Genomic DNA, 20086 nt, shown 5'->3' on the forward strand with positions numbered 1-20086 from the left:
ACCCGTCCCGGTTCAGGAGCGCGGCTTACGCCGTTCGGGTCGCTTGCCGCCGTCGCGATCGCGACGCGGTCCGGCGCGGAACGAGCGTCCGCCCGGCGGGCCGGAATCGAGTTGCAGCTGAATGAGCTGGCCGCTGATCCTGGTGCGCCGCAACGCTTCCAGTGTCTCCGAGGATAGGTCGGCGGGCAGTTCGACCAGGCTGTGGTCCGGCCGGATGCTGATATGGCCGAAATCGCTGCGCCGCAATCCGCCCTCATTGGCGATGGCGCCGACGATCGCACCGGGCACCACCCGGTGCCGCTTGCCGACGCTGATCCGGTAGGTCGCCAATTCGGCTCCCGTCCCGCGGTGATGCGACGGACCACGATCCTCGCCCTCGAACCGGCGCGCGGGCCGATCCCCGCGCGGGAGGCGTTCGCGCTGCGGGCGTTCGACCGGCTCCGGCTCGGGCTCCATGAAGAAGTTGTCGCCGTCGTAGCCGCTGACCGCCAGCGCCGCCGCGATGTCTACGAGCGGAATGTTGTGCTCGCGTTCGTAATCCTCGATGAGCTTGCGGAACAGCGCCAGATTCGTCGAGCTGAGGTTCTCGGTGATCGAATCGCCGAATTTGGCGACGCGCTGGGTGTTCACATCATCGACGCTGGGCAGCTGCATTTCGGTCAGCGGATGCCGGGTGGCGCGCTCGATCGCCTTGAGCAGATGACGTTCCCGCGGCGCGACGAACAGCAGTGCCTCACCGCTGCGCCCGGCCCGGCCGGTGCGGCCGATGCGGTGCACATAGGACTCGGTGTCGTGCGGAATGTCGTAGTTGACCACATGCGAGATGCGATCCACGTCGAGTCCGCGCGCGGCGACATCGGTGGCGACCAGGATGTCCAGCGCACCGGACTTCAGCTGGCCGATGGTGCGCTCACGCTGGTTCTGCGCGATATCGCCATTGATCGCCGCGGCCGAGAAACCACGCGCGCGCAGCTTTTCGGCCAGCTCCTCGGTGGCCTGCTTGGTGCGCACGAACAGGATCATCGCCTCGAACGACTCGACCTCGAGAATCCGGGTGAGTGCGTCGAGCTTGCGCTGATGGGAAACCTGCACCCAGCGTTGGGTGATGTTGGTGGCGGTCGAGGTCTTCGACTTGACGGTGATCTCGACCGGTTCGCGCAGATACTTCTTGGAGATGCTGCGGATCGCCGAGGGCATGGTCGCGGAGAACAGCGCGACCTGCTTCTCGCGCGGGGTGTCGGCGAGGATCCGCTCGACATCCTCCTGGAACCCCATCTTCAGCATCTCGTCGGCCTCGTCGAGCACCAGATACTGCAGCTGCGACAGGTCGAGCGTGCCTTTCTCCAAGTGGTCGATCACCCGGCCCGGCGTGCCGACCACGACGTGCGCGCCGCGGCGCAGGCCGGAGAGCTGGACGCCATAGGCCTGGCCGCCGTAGATCGGCAGCACATGCAGTCCGGGAATGTGGGTGGCGTAGCGGCCGAATGCCTCGGCGACCTGGATCGCGAGTTCACGCGTCGGGGCCAGCACGAGGGCGCGCGGAAGTTTGCCGGTCGCCTCGATACCCATGAGGATCGGGATGGCGAATGCCGCGGTTTTGCCGGTGCCGGTCTGGGCCAGCCCGACCACATCGGCGCCTTGGAGCAGCGGTGGAATGGTCGCCGCCTGGATGGGAGACGGCGACTCATAGCCCACATCGGCGATGGCCGCGAGCACGCGGTCATCGATGCCGAGATCGGCGAAGGTCGGGCCGTCGTTGTCCCTGTCGTTGTCGCCAGGAACGCTGTCGACCTGATTGGTACTCATTGACCAGCAGTTTACTGCCTCGCGGTGGTCGTCCCGGCCACCGGGCCAATACGGTGAGACGTATGCAACCCGAAAACGTGTCCGCGCATCACGATCCGGCGGCGTCGGCGGTGGCTGTGGCGGTGGTCCAATTCGCACCGGGAACCGATCCGTCGGCCAATCTGCGAACCCTGCGAGAGCATGTTCGCGCGGCATCCGAACGGGGTGCGAAGGTAGTGGTCGCGCCCGAATACTCGATGTTTGCCGTGACCCGGCTCGACGAGCGGGTTGTGGCCGTCGCCGAACCGCTGACCGGGCCGTTTGTCACCGGGCTCGGCGATATCGCGGGCGAATTCGGGGTGTATCTGGTCGCCGGAATGGTCGAGCAGGTGGCGCCGGAGGCGGGTCGGATCCGCAATACCCTCGTCGTGCTCGGACCCGATGCGAACCTGGTGACCAAGTACCGCAAGGTGCACCTCTACGACGCGTTCGGACATCTCGAATCCGATGTCGTCGAGCCGGGTGCGATCGAGGCTCCGGCCACCTTCACGGTCGGCGCTGTGACATTCGGCATGCAGACCTGTTTCGATCTTCGGTTCCCGGAGGGGTGCCGTCGCGTCGCGGCGGCCGGAGCGCAGGTGCTGGTGCTGCCCGCGCAGTGGATTCCCGGCCCGGCGAAGGTCGATCAGTGGACGACGCTGCTGCGCGCGCGTGCCATCGAGAACACCGTCTACGTGGCCGCCGCCGATCAATGCGCGCCGCGCGGTGCGGGTGCGTCGATAATCATCGACCCGACCGGTGCCGTTCTCGCCGAACTCGGCGACGAGCCCGGTGTACTCACCGCGGATATCGACCTCGAACAGCTGGCCGTGGTCCGCCGCACCAACCCCAGCCTGGCGTTGCGCCGATTCGCGATCACCGCGCCCGCACCGGAGTAGCGTTAATTCGGATGATCTACTCCGATCGGATAGCGGCCGGTCGCGCGCTGGGTTTGGAACTCGGCCACCTGCGTGCGATGCAACCGCTGGTGCTCGGACTGCCCCGCGGCGGGGTTCCGGTGGCGGCCGCGGTGCGCGAGGTCATCGGGGGCGATCTCGACATCATGCTGGTCCGCAAGCTCGGTGTGCCGTGGCAGCCGGAGTTGGCGATGGGGGCTATCGGTGAGGAAGGTATCCGGGTCCTCAATCAGGATGTGTTGTCGCACACCGGGATAACGGCTGGGCAGATCGCCGAGATCGAGGATGTGGAACGGGCCGAACTCGAGCGCCGACGCGAGGTGTGGCGCGGTGATGCCAAGCCGATCCCGATCTCCGGCCGCACGACGGTGATCGTGGACGACGGCATGGCGACCGGGGCGACGGTGGCCGCCGCCTGCCGGGTCGCCCAGCTGCACCAACCGACGCGGATCGTGGTCGCGGTGCCGGTGTCGTCCTCCGAGGCGCTACGCCGGGTGGCCGCCGAGGCGGATGAAGTGGTCTGCCCGTGGGTGCCGCGCTCGCTCGGCGGTGTCGGGATGGCGTACCGCGACTTCCATCAACTGGAGGACGACGAGGTCACCGCGCTCCTTGTGTAAGTGAGATCAGGGCTGGACTTCGGTGATGCCCTTGCGGTGGCGCTGGCCGAGTTCGGTATAGAAGCCCGGATTGAGTTTGACCCAGCCCTCGGCCTGGGTGCCTTCGATGGACTTCTTGACCTCGGCGGGGGCACCCGCGGCGAGGACGCCCGCGGGGATCTTGGCGTGCGGTGGGACCAGGGAGTGCGCGGCGATCATTGTGCCCGCGCCGATTTCGGCCAGATCCAGGACCGTGCTGCCATTGCCGACGATGGCCTCCGCGCCGACCGACGCACCGTGGAAGACCACGCTGTGCGCGATGGTCGCGCCGGGCCCGATTTCCATCGGCACGTCCGGCGGCACGTGCAGGACCGCATTGTCCTGGACATTGGCACGTTCCCGAATGGTGATCGGCGCGAGGTCGGCGCGCAGCACCGCGCCGTACCAGATGGACGCGCCCGCCTCGACGCGCACATCACCGATCAGGGTCGCGGTCGGCGCGATGAACGCGGTGGGATCGACCGTTGGCCGTTTGCCTTCGAATTCGTAGAGTGGCACGGACTCACGGTAGCCCAGCGGTACTTCACCAACGTTCGGCCAAGGTGAGGGTGCGTTCGGCCGCGGTGACCATCGGCCGCAGCTGTGCGGTGAACCGCTGTGCGGTGACCGGCACGATATCGACATCGACCCCGGTGCGCACCGAGTATCGGCCGTCGCCGATCACGTCGATCCAGCACAGCACGCCGAACGGATACAGCTCGCCGTCGGCTCGTCGCACCGACACCACGATCTGGCCGATGCCGTCGCGGGATTGCCTGAGCAGCTTGCGAATCCGGGTCGGCATGGTGGGTCCGGCCACCGGCACGGTCACCAGATCCCGGCTGTCCTCGTTGACCCGGACCAGCGGCGCGGTCAGTTGCGGTGTGGTGCCTGGCGTGTTCTCCGGCAGCACCGAAATAACCCGTGCGGAAAGGTTTTTCGCGCGATCGACGAACAGTCGGATATCGCCGCCGCGATCCGCGGTCGCGCCCGCGCGTTGCGCCGCGACCACCGCGACATCCCCGGCGATCGCACCGAGTGCACGCACCGGGCGCGATTGTGCCGCGATGCCCTGCTGGGCGGCCGCGGAACCGGTCTGTTCGACCAGACGCGTCGCCTCGACCGTGCCGTCCGGCCCGCTATCGACTACCGCCGACGGCTCGGCCGTACCGCGCTCGCCGAAGACCTCGATGCGCACGGTCGGGTGGGCCAGCACCCGCAGTGCGCCTTCGAGGTCGGCGTCGAGAGTCTCATCGCACCAACGGTTCAGGGCGGGGAGTTGCGCGGTGCGCTCGGCGGTATCGCGAGCCGAGAGGCGGACGGCGAGTGGGTAGGGGATGCGGTCGCCATCGGTGCGGGCCCAGGCCATGGCGAACTGGTCCGGGGTCAGCGTCCAGTTCACTCCAGTTCGGTCCATTCGCCGACGACCGGGGGTGTCGTCGGATCCATATCGCCGATCAGCTCACCGCCGTCATCGGCGGGTTCCAGAAAAGTCAGTTCATCGTCGAAGAAGTGGTAATCGTCGTCGTACTCGTCCTCGTCGCGGGCTGCGCGGGCGGCGGCCGCACTGGTGCTCATACCGGAGCGTGGACTGTCACCCGCGACCATCGCACCGCCCATGAGCCCGCCGACCGCGCCCGCGCCGACGCCGTTGATCGCGTCGCCACTGGCATCGCGCTTGCGCTCATCGCGTTTGCGTTCGTCGTCGGTATTGGAGATGCCGGGAACCGTCGGGGCGACCACCGAGGTGGCGGCGGCGGTGGTCACCGGCGCGGCGGTACCCGGTCGCATCGAGCGATCCGGTGTCGTCGTCGATGTGGTGGTTGCGGCCGGGGCTGTCGCGGCGGGCGAATCCGTCATCGGCACAACGGGTTTGGCAGCAGCAGGTGCAGTGTCGGTGGCGGTGCTCACCGGAGTGACGGTGGTCGGCGCACTCGCCGGTTGAGTCGTCGCGGCTGGCTCGACGGTGGTGTGCGGTGTGGTCGGCACCGACGCGGTCGTCGAAACCGTTGGGGTGGTGAGGGTTTGCGTAACAGAGTCGATGACGGGCGCGGTGGACACTTGCGCGGCCGGTGTGGTGTCGGACGAGAGTGGCACATCGGCGGACACCGCATCCGGGAAGGCGGGCACACCGGATCCGGTCGAGATGAACACATTCGTATAGATGCTGTCCATCGCCTGCACTACGTCCTGGCGGGCTCCGTCGGCGGATTTCTGAGTGGCGGTGTTCTCGGTCGCCTTGGTCGGATCCAGCAGCGCGCCAGCCAGATCCGTTGTCTGGCTGGATGGTTCGACCACGGCCGAGCGCAGTGCCTCGGCGGCATCGCCTGCCTGGCCGAGCCGCTGACCGACCACGGCCATGACATCCGCGAGTTGCTGTCCGTGCCGCTCGAATTCGCGCACCGCGGCGGCGGCGGAATCCGCCGCGGCACCGCGCCAACCGTCGGCCATCGCGGCCCGAATCTCGTTGTGCGCCTGCTCGACCGCGGTGGCGAGTCCGGTCGAACTGCCCTGCCACGCCTGCTCTCCGGCCGACAGGACAACCGGATTCATCAGCCGCACACCGTCGTGGATTTCCCGATGCGACAGGTTGTCGAAGATTTCGACGGTCTGCGCGTAATTGGGGTCGGTGTAGCTGGGGTCGGCATATCGAATGGGCGTCTTCGCACCGGAATGCGGCATCTTACGCATGCGCGGCTCCCGCCACCTCGACCTGACCGACCGCGGCTGCCAGATCCGTATCGGCCCGCGTGTATGCCGCTCCGGCCGCACGGAATGTCTGCGCAAGACTCCGCGCGGCATCGGCATATGCCCGCAAACGGGTGATCGCGCCGTCGGCTTTGTCCTCGAAACCGCGTCGCAGCGCGGCACCGGAATCGAAGCCGCCGAAGCCGGGAAGCGATGTGGCACTGCTCAATACGGCGATCTGGGCCTCGACCTCATCGGCGAGTTGTTCATAGCGCTTGGCGCACTGCTCGTGCGCACCCTCGGCGACAAGTACCCCATCGATCCAGAGCTGGCCATCGTCGATCGCTTGATTCAGCGCTGTCACGTCCGACATCTCGCCGCCCCCTTCCTCATCGTGCTGCCCGCGCAGCCGTGATCAACTCACCGGTGCGCCAACCCCACGACGACACCATGCATCCAGTCCGCGATGTCGGCGGCGACCCGCGCGTGCACCGGCTCGTGCAACAGGTCGTGCCCGGCGTCGGCGTACTCACGCAAACTTACCCAATAGTGGCGACGAGTCCACCCCCTCATCGCATCGATCGGCGCCCGTCGGTCCTCGATGCCGTGCACCGCGAGGATGGGCAGGGTGCTCGGCAGCGGCGTGCCGGGTGCACCGGGTGCGCCGCCACCGAGCGCTCGCTTCGGCACGCCGGACAGCACCAGCCCGACCAACTCGCTCGGCGGAAGACTGGGCCGCAGCGGATAGTTGGCCTCCAGTCCGTGCAAGTCATCGGTCGCGCTGGTCTGATCCGGCACCGCCGCGCCCAGAATGCCCAAGGCGGTGACCGCCCCGAGTGAGTGGCCTATCAGGATCAGCGGCGTACCCGGTAGTTCCGCGCGGACCAGCTCGATCAGCCGCATCGCATCGGCCACCAGTTCGACCAGTGTGCCGGGATTATTCGGATCGCCCTCGCTCAATCCGTGCCCCGAGGTGTCCAGCGCCCACACTTCGATTCTCGCGGATGTCGCGGTGCGGGCGAACCGGTGGTAGTGGCCGCTGTGCTGGCCCATGCCGGGCAAAAGCACCGCAACTGCCATCGGCTTGCCGACCGGCCACCGCCGATAATGCATCCGTCCGCGTACGCCGTCGAAGAAGGGCATCCGTAGATACTGGCAACTCGCTGAGGTGTAGTCGAGTTCCTGACATAACTACTGGTCAGTTCATAACTGACAACGTGGCTAGACTTCCGGGCGACGGTCGGCCAGAAGGAGTCGAGGTTCGCTTTGAGAAAGCTCTATCGTCCGAATGTAGGGGTGTGGGCGGTCGCTTTTGCGCTGAGTTGTGCCGGTGTGGACGCATCGGCCGCCATGGCCGAGCCCGAGCCGGGCACGGTCGCCGCATGCGCGTCGGCCAAGGCGACGACGGCTGTGCCCGCCGGCCTGCCGGTGCTCGACTGGTCGGAGAACATCGGCTACGACGCGCAGGGCAATCTGTGGGTATCGCGGCTGTACCGCAACGAGGTGCAGCGCTACGACAGCGCGGGCCGGTTGACCGCGACGGTGCCGATCGAATTCCCGGGCGCGATCCGACTCGGCCCGGATGGCCTGCTCTACGTCGTCTTCGGCGATTCACCGACGAGTGTGGTGCGTCCAGGTGGGGTGATGCGCTTCGACCCCGACGATCCCCGGCCCGCGGTATTCGCCTCCGGATTCACCATGCCCAACGGTGCCGCCTTCGATGCGCGGGGCAATCTGTACGTCGCATCCGGCGTCGGCGTGGTCCGGATCCGTCCGGACGGCGGCGTCGATGCGGACTGGACGACGCGGGCGAACTACACCGGGGCCAATGGCATTGTGGTGCGGGATAACTCGATCTACCTCAGCATGAACGGCAATCCACTCGGTCGGATCGTGCGTTTCCCGATCGACGATCCGGCCCGCGTCGTCGTGATAGCCGACTTGACGGTGGCACCCGGAATGCCGGACTTCGTAGACGATTTCGTCATCGATGACGCGGGCGTGCTCTACGCGACCACCTTGACCGGCCAGCTGGTCCGGGTCGACCCGGCCGCGAATACCGCATGCGCCGTACTCACCGGCGAACCGATGACATCGGTGGTCGCCGTGCCCGGCCGTTCCGACGAACTCCTCGCCGGCACCGAGAGCGGCACTATCCTGCGGATTCGCTTGCCGCACTGAGCGACTCTGTCAGTCCTCGATGAGGTCCGCCGGCGCTGCCTGACGCCAGGAATCCAACAGGATGTCGTACAGCTCGTCGATATCTTCCACGGCGGCGAGCCGGGCCCGGACCCAGGACGAGGATGCCTCATGCGACGGGACCCAGAACTTGTCCGGTTCGGCGGCGATGAGTTCTTCGCGATCGTGTTTCGGGCAGCGGATGGCGAACGAGGTCTGATCGTCGGGGATGGTGACGAACATTTTGCCCGCCACATCGAAGGTGGGATGGTTCCAGCGTTCCTTCTCCACGGTCTTGGGAAAGGACAACGCGATGCGGCGCACATCGTCGGCGTCGAGCACGGTTCAGGCCTCCGGTTCGGAATCGGACTCCTATCGTGCACATCGCTTCGTCGGCCATCAAGTGACGGCCCTGGTTATGCGCGCCGCGACCGCACGCAACCGGTCCACCAGGACGGACGGCTCGTGGACTCGGAAGTCCGCGCCCAGGTCGATCAGGCGGTACGCCAACCAGGTCGGATCGTCATCACGGGTGGCGTCCAGGCGGCAGGAGTTGTCGTCGATGGGGGCGATATCGCCGGGGGAGTCGCCGAGACGGCCCGCGACCCGGCCGATCGGGGCGTGGATCGTGACACGGACGCGGAAGGATGGTGTGCCCCAATCGGTTCGGCGACCCGCCACATAGGCGGCCGGATCCGCGGCGGGCAGGGCTCGCGGGCGGTATCTGGCGCCGGTCGGCTGCGCTCGGTCGATGCGATCGACGCGGAAGATGCGCCAGTCATCGCGGTCCACATCGTGGCCGACCAGGTACCAGCGGCGCCGCGACGGCACCAGCCCGACCGGTTCGATATGCCGACGGGTTTCGGCGCCGGATTCGCTGCGATACGCGAAACGTACTCGCTCCCTATTGGTTACGGCCGCGGCGAGTGCGGTCAGTATCTCGGGATCGACGGCGGGGGCGTCGTCGGTGTGCGGCACCAGGGCGGTGCCGAGCACCCGCACCCGGCGGCGTAATTTCGCGGGCAGCACCTGCTCCAGCTTGGCGAGCGCGCGAACCGAGGCCTCCTCGATGCCGACGATGGCCGATCCGGCGGCGGCGCGCAGCCCGACCGCGATGGCGACCGCCTCCTCGTCATCGACCAGGAGTGGCGGCATCGCGGCACCGGCCACCAGGCGGTAGCCACCCGTCGCACCCATCGTCGCCTCGACCGGATACCCGAGTTCGCGCAGTCGATCGATATCGCGGCGCACGGTGCGGTCGGTGACGCCGAGGCGGTCGGCGAGTTCGCTGCCCGGCCATTCCCGTGGTGTCTGTAACAGGGAGAGCAGGCGCAGTAGGCGAGCGGGTGTGTCATTCATGATTTTCAGGATTCCGGATAACTAGGACACAGATAGTCCTACTTGGCTCCTAGCGTAGTTGCCGTACCCGAGAGCTAGGAGCCATCCCGATGAACCAGATTCGCCCCTTCCGCATCGACATTCCGCAGGCCGATATCGACGACCTGATCGACCGGCTGGCCCGCGCCCGCTGGTCGGCGCAGCTGCCGGGCAAGGGCTGGGAGCGCGGTGTTCCGGTCGACTATCTGCGGGAGCTTGCCGAATACTGGCGCACCGGATTCGACTGGCGGGCCCAGGAAGCGGCATTGAACGAGTTCCCGCAGTTCATTACCGAAATCGACGGTCTGGACGTGCATTTCCTGCATGTGCGTTCGCCCGAGCCGGATGCGCTGCCGCTGATCCTGACCCACGGCTGGCCCAACTCGTTCGTCGAATTCAGCAAAACCATCGGCCTGCTGGCCGATCCGCGTGCCAACGGGCTCGATCCGGCGCAGGCGTTCCACGTCGTGGTCCCCTCGGTGCCCGGTTTCGCATTCTCCGAGGGACCGAAGGAGACCGGCATGACGGTGCGTCGGGTCGCCGAGATGTGGGTCGAGCTGATGGACCGGCTCGGCTATCGGCGCTACGGCACACAGGGCGGCGACCTCGGAGCCTACGTCGCACCCGAAATCGCCCGTATCGCACCGGATCGCGTGGTCGGTGTGCATATCGATGGCGGTATCGGCATACCGACCGAGGCCGATGTGCCGACCATGACGCCGGACGAACGCGCGGAATGGGATCAGATGCAGGGCTGGATGTCCGGCGGCGTGAACCACCACGTGCTATTGCGTGCCGCGCCACAGACTTTCGCGCACGCCTGGACCGATTCCCCGGTGGGCCTGCTCGCCTGGCTGATGCAGAAATTCAACGAATTCACCCCGCTGGCCGACCTGGCCGAGGAGGTCATGGACCGTGACCATCTGCTGACCAATATCAGCCTGTACTGGTTCACCAACACGGCGGGCACCTCGTCCTGGCCGATGTACGACGGCCTCGGCGATGGCGGATTCGTCTGGCCTACCGGCCAAAAGGCGGTGCCGACGGGCGTCTACGCGGGCGGCTCCGCGCTCATGCTGCGACTCGCCGAGCGCGACAACACCATCGCGCACTGGCCCGAGGGCAATACCGGAAACCATTTCGTGCCGATGGAACTGCCGGATATGCACGTCGCCGATATCCGAGCGTTCTTCGGCAAGGTGGCTTGAGCGCTCAGTTGTTCTGGTGCGCGATCTCGTCCTGCGATATCGAGCCCGCGCGGTTCGGGGCGGCCGGTGCCACGGGCTGTGGCACCGGGACCTGAGTCGAGGCGGGCTGTGCCGGTGCTGGTGCCGCACTTTCGGGTGCCGGTGCGGGCGGCAGCACCGGACGATCCGGGACGTAGAACATCCCGACCGTCGGCGTCATCACGCAGTGCGCGAACGGGTAGTCGATCATGCCCCACATCGAGGCGATGACCGTGCCAGGACCGCTGGTCACGGTCTTCGACAGCGTCGGCATGTTGTATTCGGTGCGGTCGTCGAGGGTGGTGAGGCCGCTCGCGCCGGTATTGACGTTCAGCCAGGCCACGACGAGACCAGAGGACACCGGCGCGCCCGAATGCGCGGGCGTCGCGCTGAACCGCAGGGTGCCCGGCAGCGGATCCGCGGCGCCATTGGGGTTGGAGCCGTCGGTGGAGGCCGCCGCGATGATCGTGGTGACCGGCCCGACACTGCCGCAGCCGAAGGTCGGCGCGGCATAGGCGAACGGTGTGAAGGCGGCCGAGACATTACGCAGTTCGGCGATGTCCACCATCTTGGTGAACTGGCTGAGCGTGCCGACGCCCGCCTGCGCGGCCGGATCGGCTCCGGCATCGGTGGTGAGCTGCTCTAGCCCGGTGTCGACGGGGGACGGCTCGGCGACCGCCGTGCCGGTGAGGGCGAGGACCGCGCCGATGCCCAGAGATGTCACTGCCGCGGTGGCGCGTGCGATGGATCTGCCGTTCACTCGTTCTCCTCGATACCGAACACCGGGATAGTGCAGCAACGTACCAGCTCGTCGTCTACGCCGCCCAGGGACTCCCATCCGACCGCTGTGGCCCGACGCGCGACACATAGCCGACCTACCCCTGTGACCCACTCGACAGTGCGAGATTACCGAGGGGTAGGTTTGACTCGGACGTACGAGACACACCGGGAGATGTGTATGAAACTAAGTCTGACGCCCGACGAGGTGAACTTCCGCGACGAGCTGCGGAACTTCTACCGGACCGAGATCCCCGCCGACATCCGTGACCGCGTCAAATACGGCCACGAACTGTCCCGCGAGGACATCGTCACTGCGCACAAGATCCTCAACGACCACGGTCTGGCCGTGCCGAACTGGCCGGTCGAGTGGGGCGGCAAGGACTGGACGCCGATTCAGCGTCATATCTGGCAGGACGAAATGCAGCTGGCCTCGGTGCCCGAGCCGCTGACGTTCAATGCCCAGATGGTCGGTCCGGTGATCGCGCAGTTCGGCTCCCAGGAGATCAAGGAGCGCTTCCTGCCGCCGACGGCGGCCTTGGATATCTGGTGGTGCCAGGGCTTCTCCGAGCCCGACGCCGGATCCGATCTGGCCTCGCTGCGCACCACCGCGGTGCGCGACGGTGACTCCTACATCGTCAACGGCCAGAAGATCTGGACCACCCTCGGCCAGTACGCGGACTGGATCTTCTGCCTGGTCCGTACCGATCCGAGCGCACCGAAGAAGCAGGCGGGCATCTCCTTCCTGCTGTTCGATGTGAAGTCTCCCGGCGTCACCATCCGCCCGATCAAGCTCATCGACGGTGGCTACGAGGTCAACGAGGTCTTCTTCGAGAATGTGCGGGTGCCCGCCGATCAGCTGGTCGGCGAGGAGAACCAGGGCTGGAGCTACGCCAAATTCCTGCTCGGCAACGAGCGCACCGGCATCACCGGTGTCGGGCGCACCAAGGTCAAGCTCGGTGTCGCCAAGGATTACGCGCGCCAGACCAAGTCGGGTTCGGGCACCCTGCTCGAGGATCCGGTCTTCGCCGCGCGCATCGCCGAACTGGAGAACGAACTGCTCGCACTGGAACTGACCCAGCTGCGTGTGGTCTCGAACTCCTCGGACGGTAAGCCGAATCCGGCCTCGTCGGTGCTCAAGCTGCGCGGTTCCGAACTGCAGCAGGCCGCGACCGAGCTGCTGCTCGATATCGCGGGCCAGGACGCACTCCCGGTCGATGCCGCCGATATCGCCTCGCCCGGTTGGGCGCAGCGCAGCGGTCCCGGCTATCTGAATTACCGCAAGACCACCATCTACGGAGGCTCCAGCGAGGTGCAGCGCACCATCATCGCCTCCACGATCCTCGGATTGTGAGGCGCCGCCATGGATTTCGAACTCACCGATGAACAGGTCATGCTGCGCGACACGGTTCGCGAGCTGCTCGCCCGCAACTACGATCCCGAGACCCGGCTGAAGGTCACCGACACCGAACTCGGCTGGAGCCGCGATGTCTGGAACCAGCTGGCCGAACTCGGGGTGCTCGGCCTGAGCTTCACCGAGGAGGACGGCGGCGTCGGCGCCGGTCCCGTCGAGACGATGGTCGTACTCGAGGAGATCGGGCGTCGGCTCGCGCCCGAACCGCTGCTGGACGCGGTGCTGGTGCCGGGCGGTCTGGTCGCCCGGGTCGGCAGTGCCGAACAGCGCCAGCGGATTCTGCCCGAGGTGGCCGGTGGCACCAAGCTGCTCGCGTTCGCGCATGCCGAGCCCGGTGTGCGCTGGCCGTCCACCGAACTCGCGACCACCGCTGTGCAGCAGGGGGATTCGTGGGTGCTGACGGGCCTGAAGAATCCGGTTCCGCACGGTGACAGCGCCGATGAGCTGGTGGTCAGCGCGGTGCTGCCGACCGGCGGTATCGGACTGTTCCTGGTGGATGCCGCAGGGGTGCGGCGCAAGTCGTACCGGACGCTGGACGGTCAGCGTGGCGCGCAGATCGAATTCGACAAGGTCCCGGGCGAATTGCTCGGCGACAATATCGATGCCGCCGAGGCGGTGCAGGTCACGGTCGGGCACGCCCACGCCGCGCTGTGCGCCGAGTCCATCGGTGCGATGGAAGAGGCGCTGCGCCTGACCACGGATTATCTGAAGACGCGCAAGCAGTTCGGCGTCACGCTGTCGAAGTTCCAGACGCTGACCCAGCGGGCGGCGAATATGTACGTCTCGCTGGAACTGGCGCGCAGCATGAGCCTGTACGCGAATGCGTCGCTTGCCGACGGTGCCGACGACCCCGTGGTCGCCTCGCGGGCGCGACTGCAGGTCGGCCGTTCGGCTCGGCATATCGGCCAGGAGGCGATCCAGATGCACGGCGGCATCGGTGTCACCGCGGAGTACCCGGTGAGCCATTACGTCGCGCGGCTCACCGCGATCGAGCGCACGCTCGGTGGTGGGCTGGAGCATCTGCGGGTGCTCAGTGCACAGGTCGGTGATTACGACCTGCCGGAGCTGTAGAGCCCGGAAGTTCGAAACGGCGGTGCGTGCCAGTTACGCGCCGCCGTTTTGCTATTCGTCGTCGCTCAGGCCCGGCGCGGTGGCCGTCGGCACGCGACGCGTCGTGGTCGGCTGCTCTTCGCTGGGCTGGTCGACGGTGGTCGGACGCGGCTGGGTGGCGGGCGGCAGCTCGAACTCGGTGGTGAAGGCGGGCGGCGGCACGGCCGCCGGGGTGACGGACGGCGTTGAGGTGCGCGGCCCTCGGGTCGTGGACTCCGAGGTCGGTGGAACGGTGAATCCGACCGCTTTGCGCGGCGGTCCCGCGGGCGCGACCTGCCAGCTCGGCGATGGCGGGATGAACACCTTCGGCGCCGCCGAGGCGGTGGTGGTGCCGTAGCGCACGGCCGGGACGGCCTCATTGGCGGATTTGATCGGCGGGGGTGCGACGTAGGTGTCGTGCTTGCCGAGTCCGCAGGCGCCGATGAGAACGAGTCCGAGCGAAACCGCGCCCGCGGCGATCACCGGACCGGCGATCTTGGCCCTGCTGCTCTCCATCGGTGACACTCCTCATCGTTCGTGGGCTCACAATAATCGAGGCCGGTCTACCCGGCCAGATGAGCGAACTCGCCGGGCATGCGCGGCACCAGCGCGGATTAAACAATGGTGATTCAGATATCGAATTGGTCTCTTCGGCGTGTCGCGGGCACGTGTCGTGGTCGAACCACGTTCCGGGCCGTAGCGTGTGTGATCAAAGTTACGCGTGAGACGCCAGTACCTAGATGAGAGACGCGCGGTGCAAATCGGGCGCCAGCAATACTCTGATCGGCGTCATCGAGGAGTTGATGATGGGAGCTTACTCGACAACTCCGTTGCGAGCCTCCGCCACGGCCGACGATTCGGCGGCCCCGGAAACTTCGCAGCAAGTCGTGTCGAACCCGCCGGTGCGCACCGTGTCCACGATTTTGTCGCGGATAACGGCCTGGCTGATTTTCATCGGCGGCATTGTCGGAGCCGTGCTCGGCATCGCCGGATTGCACGTCGAAATCACTGTCGCCGGACTGATTCTGGCGTGCACCGCCGGTCTGGTGCTGTTGAAACTGCGCGCGGATCGAACCAGCTGAACCGCGCCCGCGGCGGCGCGCGGAAATCGCGAGCGCGCAGGGCTTTCGGGCTCTAGCGTGATGCGGTATGAGGATCGAGATCACCGCCGACGCCGCGCGGTTCCGGTCGTTGACCGAGCCGTTTCTGCTGCGTGATCCGTTGCGGCACACGGTGATCACCACCGGCATCGCCAACCACCTGACCGGCATGCAGGTCGACGCCGACCGATCGCGGTTCCTGTCGGTGCACGACGACGACGCGACGGTGGTCGGTGTCGCCATCCGCGCGGCCGGACGCGGGGTGTATCTCGGTGAGCTGCCCGCGGGAAGTGTTGTGCCCGTTGCCGATGCGCTGGCCGAGGTCGCCGCGGACGCTGGCGGAGTCGAGGGCGCGACCGATGATGCCACCGAATTCGCCGAGCACTGGGGCAAACGGCATGGTGTCGGCTATCGGAAGGCGTACTCGACCCACCTCTACCGGCTCGCGGACTTGAAATTTCCGACTGTCGCCGGATCAGCGCGTCGCGCAACCGATTCCGACGTCGGATTGTGCGTCGAATGGGCCGAAGCCATGCGCAGCGAATCCGGTATGCCGCCGCCGGGCCTGACCGCCATCGCCATCCGGAACCGCATCGCGACCGGCCGCTGGTGGCTGTGGGAACGTGACGGTGCGCCCGTCTCCCTTGCCGCGCACCAGATCCCGATCTTCGGCTGGTCCCGAATCGGCCCCGTCTATACCCCACCCGACCAGCGCGGCCATGGCTACGCCAGCATCCTCACCGCCCACGTATCTCGCACCCTGCGCTGGAGGAACCTGAACGTCTGCCTCTTCGCCGACACCGACAACTCCACCGCGAACCACATCTACCGCACCATCGGCTTCCAACCCGTTCGCGATTTCACCTACTACCAATTCACCTCCGCCGCAACCAATCTGTAGCCGGGCGTCCCGCCTGCGGTGCGACCGGCGCCCGCCTGTGGTTCGGGCGGCCCGCCTGCGGTGCGGGCGGCCTGCAAGAAGGCATCGACGACCGCGCGCTCATCGGCGATGCGGCTGGTCTCGGCCAGGGGTGGCCGCGGGCGCGGGTGGCCAGTGGTCATGTGTGGCGCGCTGGACGAACGGGCTCCTCACGGCGTGGCATCCCCATGCGTATCTGGTCTCGCATAAGCAGTGGCAACCTCGCAAAGGCTATAGCTTGTGCGAGGTTCGCAATGCTTATGCGGTGCCAGGGGTAGGGGCGACCCATTCGAAGGCGGAGGCCTTGGAGCGGGTGCCTTCGGCGGTGCGGGAGCGGTTGGGTTCGTTCAGGTCCGCGAGCAGGGATTCGGTGAGGGTTACCAGGGTGGCCAGGACCGGTGGCGTGAACCAGGTCGGGCGGGTGGCGAACAGGATGTCTTCGGTGGAGGTGTTGCCGCTCGCACCTGGCGCGAAGGGGCAGCCGCCGAGGCCGCCGAGCGAGCCGTCGACCATGGTGGCTCCGGCCTGCAGGGCGGCGAGGGTGTTCGCCACGCCCATGCCCCACGTGTCGTGACCGTGGAAGACGATGCGGCGGTGCGGGGTTCGTTCGCGCACCGCCGAGATCAGCTCGGAAACCTGGGTGGGGTGGGCTTGGCCGAGGGTGTCGGCGATGACGATGTCGGAAGCACCCTCGGTGCGCGGGTCGTTGGCAATGGCCAGAACTCGCTCGGGAGCCACGGGACCGTCGAACGGACAGGTGAAACTGGTAGCGAGGCAGAGCTGGATTTCGCCGCCCGCCTCTCGCGCCAGCCGAACGGCATCCGGCATGGCGGCGACACTGTCCTCGGTGCTGCGGCCGATATTGGCCTTATTGTGCGCGTCCGATGCGGAGAAGCAGTACTGGAAGTTGCGCACGCCAGCGGCGGCGGCCTTGTCCACATGGCGCGGCGTGGCCACCCAGACCCAACAGCGTTGCAGCTCTTCGGGACTCAGCGCGGCAATGAGCTCCATCGTGTTGGCCATCGGCGGCACCAGATCGGGCCGCGCCATCGAGCCGATCTCCAGTGCGGGCACGCCGACGGCGAGCAACTGGCGGACGATATCCACCTTGCGCTCGACCGGTAATACCTTGCCGGTCAGCTGCAGCCCGTCGCGCAGCGTGACATCACGCAAGATGGACTCCGGCCCCATCGCCCGACCGCCGCCCATGGTCGAGTCGCTTCGCGATGCCGGGCTCATCACTCCTCGTTCCGCGCGTCTCGGGCGGGTTGTGCCTGGCTCACGTGCGGTCGCACGCACATCACGCCGTTGCGCGGCTTTTCGGTGCCTCGGGTCGAGTCGCTTCGCGATTTCGGGCTCATCCCTCTTCCTCCCGCGCGTCTCGGACCGGGTGGGCCTGGCGTATGTGCATGGGGACACACATCACGCCACCACAGGGCTTTTCATTCGAAGCGGGGGTGGGGTGCACCGTCGGACGCGCGTGTCCAGGCGCGCTCACTTCGCGCGCACTGCGCCCCGGCGGTCGACGCCTGCCGTATACCCGTCGCGTCATACCGCCTCCACTCCATTGATACCGGCGCGCATCACGCCTCCAATCCGGCGATATCGGCATCGCTCATTCCGAGCAGTTCCGATAGCACCTCTCGCGTGTGCTCACCCAGGTCCGGTCCGACATTGCGGATCGGCAGGGACTTTTCACCGATCACCGGCACGATGCCGGGAAAGCCGACCGTCTTCGGTTGCGGCGCACCGACATCCACCGGGAACGGCTGAATCATATTGCGCGCCCTGTACTGCTCGTCGACGACGATATCGGCGGCGGTGTAGATGGGTCCGCACGGAATGGCGGCCGCCTCCAACAGTTTCAGCGCCTCGTCGCGGGTGTGCCGGACGGTCCATTCCGCAATGGACGCGTCGAGCCGCTCGCGATTGCGCCACCGCCCGGCATTGTCCTGCAGTTCCGGATCGGCGGCCAGATCAGGGCGGCCGATCACTTCCATATAGCGCTGGAAGATGGCATCACCGTTGCCGCCGATAATGATGCTCGCACCGTCGCTGGTCGGGTAGGCATTGCTCGGCGCGATGCCCTCCATCCGTCCGCCGACCCGCTCGCGGTTGATGCCGTAGGCAAGATAGTCGGGCACAAGCGATTCCATTACCGACAGGATCGCCTCGTTCAACGCCACATCGATGACGCGTTCCCCCAGCGGAATCGATGCGTTGGTGCGTTCCCGCTGGAACAACGCCATCACGGTTCCGAATGCCGCGTAGATCCCCGCGATCGAATCGCCGATGGACACGCCGACCCGCACCGGCGGCCGATCCGGATCTCCGACCAGCTCGCGCAGCCCGCCGACCGCCTCGGCGACCGCGGCGAAACCGGGCCGCGCGGCCAGCGGCCCGGTCTGCCCGTAGGCGGAGATCCGGGTGATCACCAGATCCGGATTGACCTCGTTCAGCACCTCAGGACCGAGGCCCCACTTCTCGAGCATCCCCGGGCGGAAATTCTCCAACAGCACATCGCAGTGCCGGAGCAGATCCAGGACGACGCCCCGGCCCGCCTCGGTGCGCAGATCCAGCGTGATCGACTTCTTGTTCCGGTTGATGGTGCGGTACAGCATCGAGGTATCGCCACCGTAGAGTCGCCAGTTGCGTAGCTCGTCCCCGGCCTTCGGCCGCTCCACTTTGATGACCTCGGCACCGAAATCGCCGAGGATGCGACCAGCGGTCGGCGCGGCGATGTAATTGCCGAGTTCCAGGACGCGAACCCCGTCCAGCGGGCTGATACTCATGGGCATCAGTCTGTACCATGGCGCCGCTGGTGACTGCTTGCAGGTCGCTCGAAAGGGCCAGCCCGGCAGCGGCCCGACCTAGTACTCGGCGAATGCCGGTAAAGCGAGCGCACGGCCCCTCAACTGCCGCAGCACAATCGGCGATACCGCGGCAGCCGTGCGATCACCGTCACACCTCGAGCGGGGAAACTTCCTCGATGATCGAGTAGTGCTCGGCATTGCCGTGGTGCGAGGTGCTCTTGACACCGTCGACACCGACCGGGATATCACCGGCGAGGGTGATCCGGGTCAGCTTGCGCGGCTGGTCGTCGTAGTCGTCAACGGCGTAGTGCTGGGTGGCCCGGTTGTCCCAAATGGCGACGTCACCGGGCTGCCAGTTCCAGCGGGTGGTGTTCTCCAGCCGGGTCACCCGGTCCTGGAACAGGCGGAACAGGGCCTGGGACTCACTGGTGGAGACCCCGACGAAACGTTTGACGAAGTGCCCGACCAGCAGTGCGCGCTCACCGGTCTCCGGGTGCACCCGCACCACCGGATGTTCGGTCTCGTAGTAATCGGACTGGAATTCGGCGCGGTAGGCGTCGGTATTCGGGTTGCTCCGGTCCACGTCGGTGGCGGCGTAGTCGTAGAGATTGGTGTGCACCGCGCGCAGGCTCTCGGCCAGGCGCTTCAGCGGCTCCGGCAGCGAGTCGTAGGCGGCGACGGTAGAAGCCCAGGTGGTCGAGCCGCCGTAGGTCGGCAGGGTGACCGCGCGCAGGATAGAGGCCTTCGGGATCCGGTCGACGAAGGTGACGTCGGTGTGCCAGCTATTGGCCCGGCCGTACTCCGAGTCGATCGCCAGGCTCTTGACGCCGTGCGAGGTGACTGTCGGATGCGGGGTGGTCGGGGTGCCGAGCAGCTGGGCGAACTCGTACTGCCCGTCCTCGGTCAAATGGTCCTGACCGCGGAAGAAGATGACCTTGTGCTCGAGCAGCGCGCGCCGGATCACCGCGACGGTTGCCGCGTCCACATCGCCGCCGAGCCGGACATTGTCGACCCGGGCGCCGATACGAGCGCCGATTTTGGTCACGGTGGCGGTTGTCTGGGCGTAGTCGACCGTCATGGGATCACCTTCGCTGGGTTGAATCGGTTGATGCTCCTGGAGCACATCACC

At 66.9% G+C, this 20086-nt stretch carries 22 protein-coding genes; 8 read left to right on the forward strand and 14 right to left on the reverse strand.

Annotated elements, in window-relative coordinates; translation table 11 throughout:
- Positions 1 to 12: 12 nt before the first annotated feature.
- A complete protein-coding gene (locus ACQP1T_RS07410) occupies positions 13 to 1806 on the reverse strand; it encodes a DEAD/DEAH box helicase (protein WP_433759193.1) in 1794 nt (597 codons plus the stop codon).
- A gap of 62 nt (positions 1807 to 1868) precedes the next feature.
- On the opposite strand from ACQP1T_RS07410, the gene ACQP1T_RS07415 reads away from it, so the two are divergent.
- Both ACQP1T_RS07415 and ACQP1T_RS07420 read left to right on the forward strand, forming a co-directional pair.
- A complete protein-coding gene (locus ACQP1T_RS07415) occupies positions 1869 to 2723 on the forward strand; it encodes a carbon-nitrogen hydrolase family protein (RefSeq protein ID WP_433759194.1) in 855 nt (284 codons plus the stop codon).
- A gap of 11 nt (positions 2724 to 2734) precedes the next feature.
- Positions 2735 to 3358, forward strand: a complete 624-nt coding sequence (locus ACQP1T_RS07420) for a phosphoribosyltransferase (protein WP_433759195.1) — start codon at positions 2735 to 2737, stop codon at positions 3356 to 3358.
- A 6-nt stretch (positions 3359 to 3364) separates the two neighbouring features.
- Here the strand turns inward: ACQP1T_RS07420 and ACQP1T_RS07425 are convergent, their stop codons facing one another.
- The 5 genes from ACQP1T_RS07425 to ACQP1T_RS07445 are packed head-to-tail and all read right to left on the reverse strand — an operon-like array spanning position 3365 to position 7207.
- Positions 3365 to 3895, reverse strand: a complete 531-nt coding sequence (locus tag ACQP1T_RS07425) for a gamma carbonic anhydrase family protein (RefSeq protein ID WP_364482156.1) — start codon at positions 3893 to 3895, stop codon at positions 3365 to 3367.
- A gap of 25 nt (positions 3896 to 3920) precedes the next feature.
- Positions 3921 to 4793, reverse strand: coding sequence for an ESX secretion-associated protein EspG (locus ACQP1T_RS07430; protein ID WP_433759197.1), 873 nt, complete (start codon positions 4791 to 4793; stop codon positions 3921 to 3923).
- Positions 4775 to 6067 (reverse strand): PPE domain-containing protein, encoded by a 1293-nt coding sequence (locus ACQP1T_RS07435; RefSeq protein WP_433759198.1) that lies wholly within the window; start codon positions 6065 to 6067, stop codon positions 4775 to 4777. The genes ACQP1T_RS07430 and ACQP1T_RS07435 overlap by 19 nt, the downstream gene beginning before the upstream one ends.
- Positions 6060 to 6437: a hypothetical protein gene (locus tag ACQP1T_RS07440; RefSeq protein ID WP_433759200.1), complete on the reverse strand. Its 378-nt coding sequence runs from the start codon at positions 6435 to 6437 to the stop codon at positions 6060 to 6062. The genes ACQP1T_RS07435 and ACQP1T_RS07440 overlap by 8 nt, the downstream gene beginning before the upstream one ends.
- Positions 6438 to 6484: 47 nt before the next feature.
- Entirely contained in the window at positions 6485 to 7207 is a 723-nt protein-coding gene (locus ACQP1T_RS07445) for an alpha/beta hydrolase (RefSeq protein ID WP_433759201.1), read from the reverse strand.
- A 123-nt stretch (positions 7208 to 7330) separates the two neighbouring features.
- Between ACQP1T_RS07445 and ACQP1T_RS07450 the strand changes: the two genes are divergently transcribed.
- Positions 7331 to 8245, forward strand: a complete 915-nt coding sequence (locus tag ACQP1T_RS07450) for an SMP-30/gluconolactonase/LRE family protein (RefSeq protein WP_433759202.1) — start codon at positions 7331 to 7333, stop codon at positions 8243 to 8245.
- Between the two features lie 9 nt (positions 8246 to 8254).
- On the opposite strand, the gene ACQP1T_RS07455 is transcribed toward ACQP1T_RS07450, so the two are convergent.
- Entirely contained in the window at positions 8255 to 8584 is a 330-nt protein-coding gene (locus ACQP1T_RS07455) for an MmcQ/YjbR family DNA-binding protein (protein ID WP_433759203.1), read from the reverse strand.
- A gap of 57 nt (positions 8585 to 8641) precedes the next feature.
- Positions 8642 to 9601 carry a helix-turn-helix transcriptional regulator gene (locus tag ACQP1T_RS07460; RefSeq protein ID WP_433759204.1) on the reverse strand — a complete coding sequence of 320 codons (960 nt, stop codon included), beginning with the start codon at positions 9599 to 9601 and terminating at the stop codon, positions 8642 to 8644.
- Positions 9602 to 9690: 89 nt separating this feature from the next.
- Here ACQP1T_RS07460 and ACQP1T_RS07465 point away from each other — a divergent pair, with 89 nt between their 5' ends.
- The gene (locus ACQP1T_RS07465) at positions 9691 to 10827 is read left to right on the forward strand and encodes an epoxide hydrolase family protein (protein WP_433759205.1); all 1137 of its coding nucleotides are present in this window, start codon (positions 9691 to 9693) and stop codon (positions 10825 to 10827) included.
- Between the two features lie 4 nt (positions 10828 to 10831).
- Here ACQP1T_RS07465 and ACQP1T_RS07470 read toward each other — a convergent pair whose 3' ends face one another.
- The gene (locus tag ACQP1T_RS07470) at positions 10832 to 11605 is read right to left on the reverse strand and encodes a hypothetical protein (RefSeq protein WP_433759206.1); all 774 of its coding nucleotides are present in this window, start codon (positions 11603 to 11605) and stop codon (positions 10832 to 10834) included.
- A gap of 198 nt (positions 11606 to 11803) precedes the next feature.
- On the opposite strand from ACQP1T_RS07470, the gene ACQP1T_RS07475 reads away from it, so the two are divergent.
- Both ACQP1T_RS07475 and ACQP1T_RS07480 read left to right on the forward strand, forming a co-directional pair.
- On the forward strand, positions 11804 to 12976 hold the full coding sequence (locus ACQP1T_RS07475; RefSeq protein WP_433759207.1) for an acyl-CoA dehydrogenase family protein: 1173 nt from the start codon (positions 11804 to 11806) through the stop codon (positions 12974 to 12976).
- Between the two features lie 9 nt (positions 12977 to 12985).
- Positions 12986 to 14107 (forward strand): acyl-CoA dehydrogenase family protein, encoded by a 1122-nt coding sequence (locus ACQP1T_RS07480; protein WP_433759208.1) that lies wholly within the window; start codon positions 12986 to 12988, stop codon positions 14105 to 14107.
- A 51-nt stretch (positions 14108 to 14158) separates the two neighbouring features.
- Here ACQP1T_RS07480 and ACQP1T_RS07485 read toward each other — a convergent pair whose 3' ends face one another.
- On the reverse strand, positions 14159 to 14641 hold the full coding sequence (locus ACQP1T_RS07485) for a hypothetical protein (protein ID WP_433759209.1): 483 nt from the start codon (positions 14639 to 14641) through the stop codon (positions 14159 to 14161).
- 395 nt (positions 14642 to 15036) lie between these two features.
- Between ACQP1T_RS07485 and ACQP1T_RS07490 the strand changes: the two genes are divergently transcribed.
- Both ACQP1T_RS07490 and ACQP1T_RS07495 read left to right on the forward strand, forming a co-directional pair.
- Positions 15037 to 15207, forward strand: a complete 171-nt coding sequence (locus ACQP1T_RS07490; RefSeq protein WP_433759211.1) for a hypothetical protein — start codon at positions 15037 to 15039, stop codon at positions 15205 to 15207.
- A gap of 67 nt (positions 15208 to 15274) precedes the next feature.
- The gene (locus ACQP1T_RS07495) at positions 15275 to 16126 is read left to right on the forward strand and encodes a GNAT family N-acetyltransferase (protein ID WP_433759213.1); all 852 of its coding nucleotides are present in this window, start codon (positions 15275 to 15277) and stop codon (positions 16124 to 16126) included.
- Here ACQP1T_RS07495 and ACQP1T_RS07500 read toward each other — a convergent pair.
- The 4 genes from ACQP1T_RS07500 to ACQP1T_RS07515 form a co-directional block, all read right to left on the reverse strand.
- Positions 16093 to 16287, reverse strand: a complete 195-nt coding sequence (locus tag ACQP1T_RS07500) for a hypothetical protein (protein WP_433759214.1) — start codon at positions 16285 to 16287, stop codon at positions 16093 to 16095. The genes ACQP1T_RS07495 and ACQP1T_RS07500 overlap by 34 nt on opposite strands.
- 115 nt (positions 16288 to 16402) lie before the next feature.
- Entirely contained in the window at positions 16403 to 17353 is a 951-nt protein-coding gene (locus tag ACQP1T_RS07505) for a hydroxymethylglutaryl-CoA lyase (RefSeq protein ID WP_433762045.1), read from the reverse strand.
- 374 nt (positions 17354 to 17727) lie between these two features.
- Positions 17728 to 18936, reverse strand: a complete 1209-nt coding sequence (locus ACQP1T_RS07510; RefSeq protein WP_433759215.1) for a CaiB/BaiF CoA transferase family protein — start codon at positions 18934 to 18936, stop codon at positions 17728 to 17730.
- Between the two features lie 169 nt (positions 18937 to 19105).
- Positions 19106 to 20035, reverse strand: coding sequence for a TauD/TfdA dioxygenase family protein (locus ACQP1T_RS07515; protein ID WP_433759217.1), 930 nt, complete (start codon positions 20033 to 20035; stop codon positions 19106 to 19108).
- Positions 20036 to 20086 lie beyond the last annotated feature (51 nt).

Origin of the sequence: Nocardia sp. CA-135398 (assembly GCF_050955845.1) — a bacterium.
In the GTDB taxonomy this organism is placed as follows: Bacteria; Actinomycetota; Actinomycetes; order Mycobacteriales; family Mycobacteriaceae; genus Nocardia.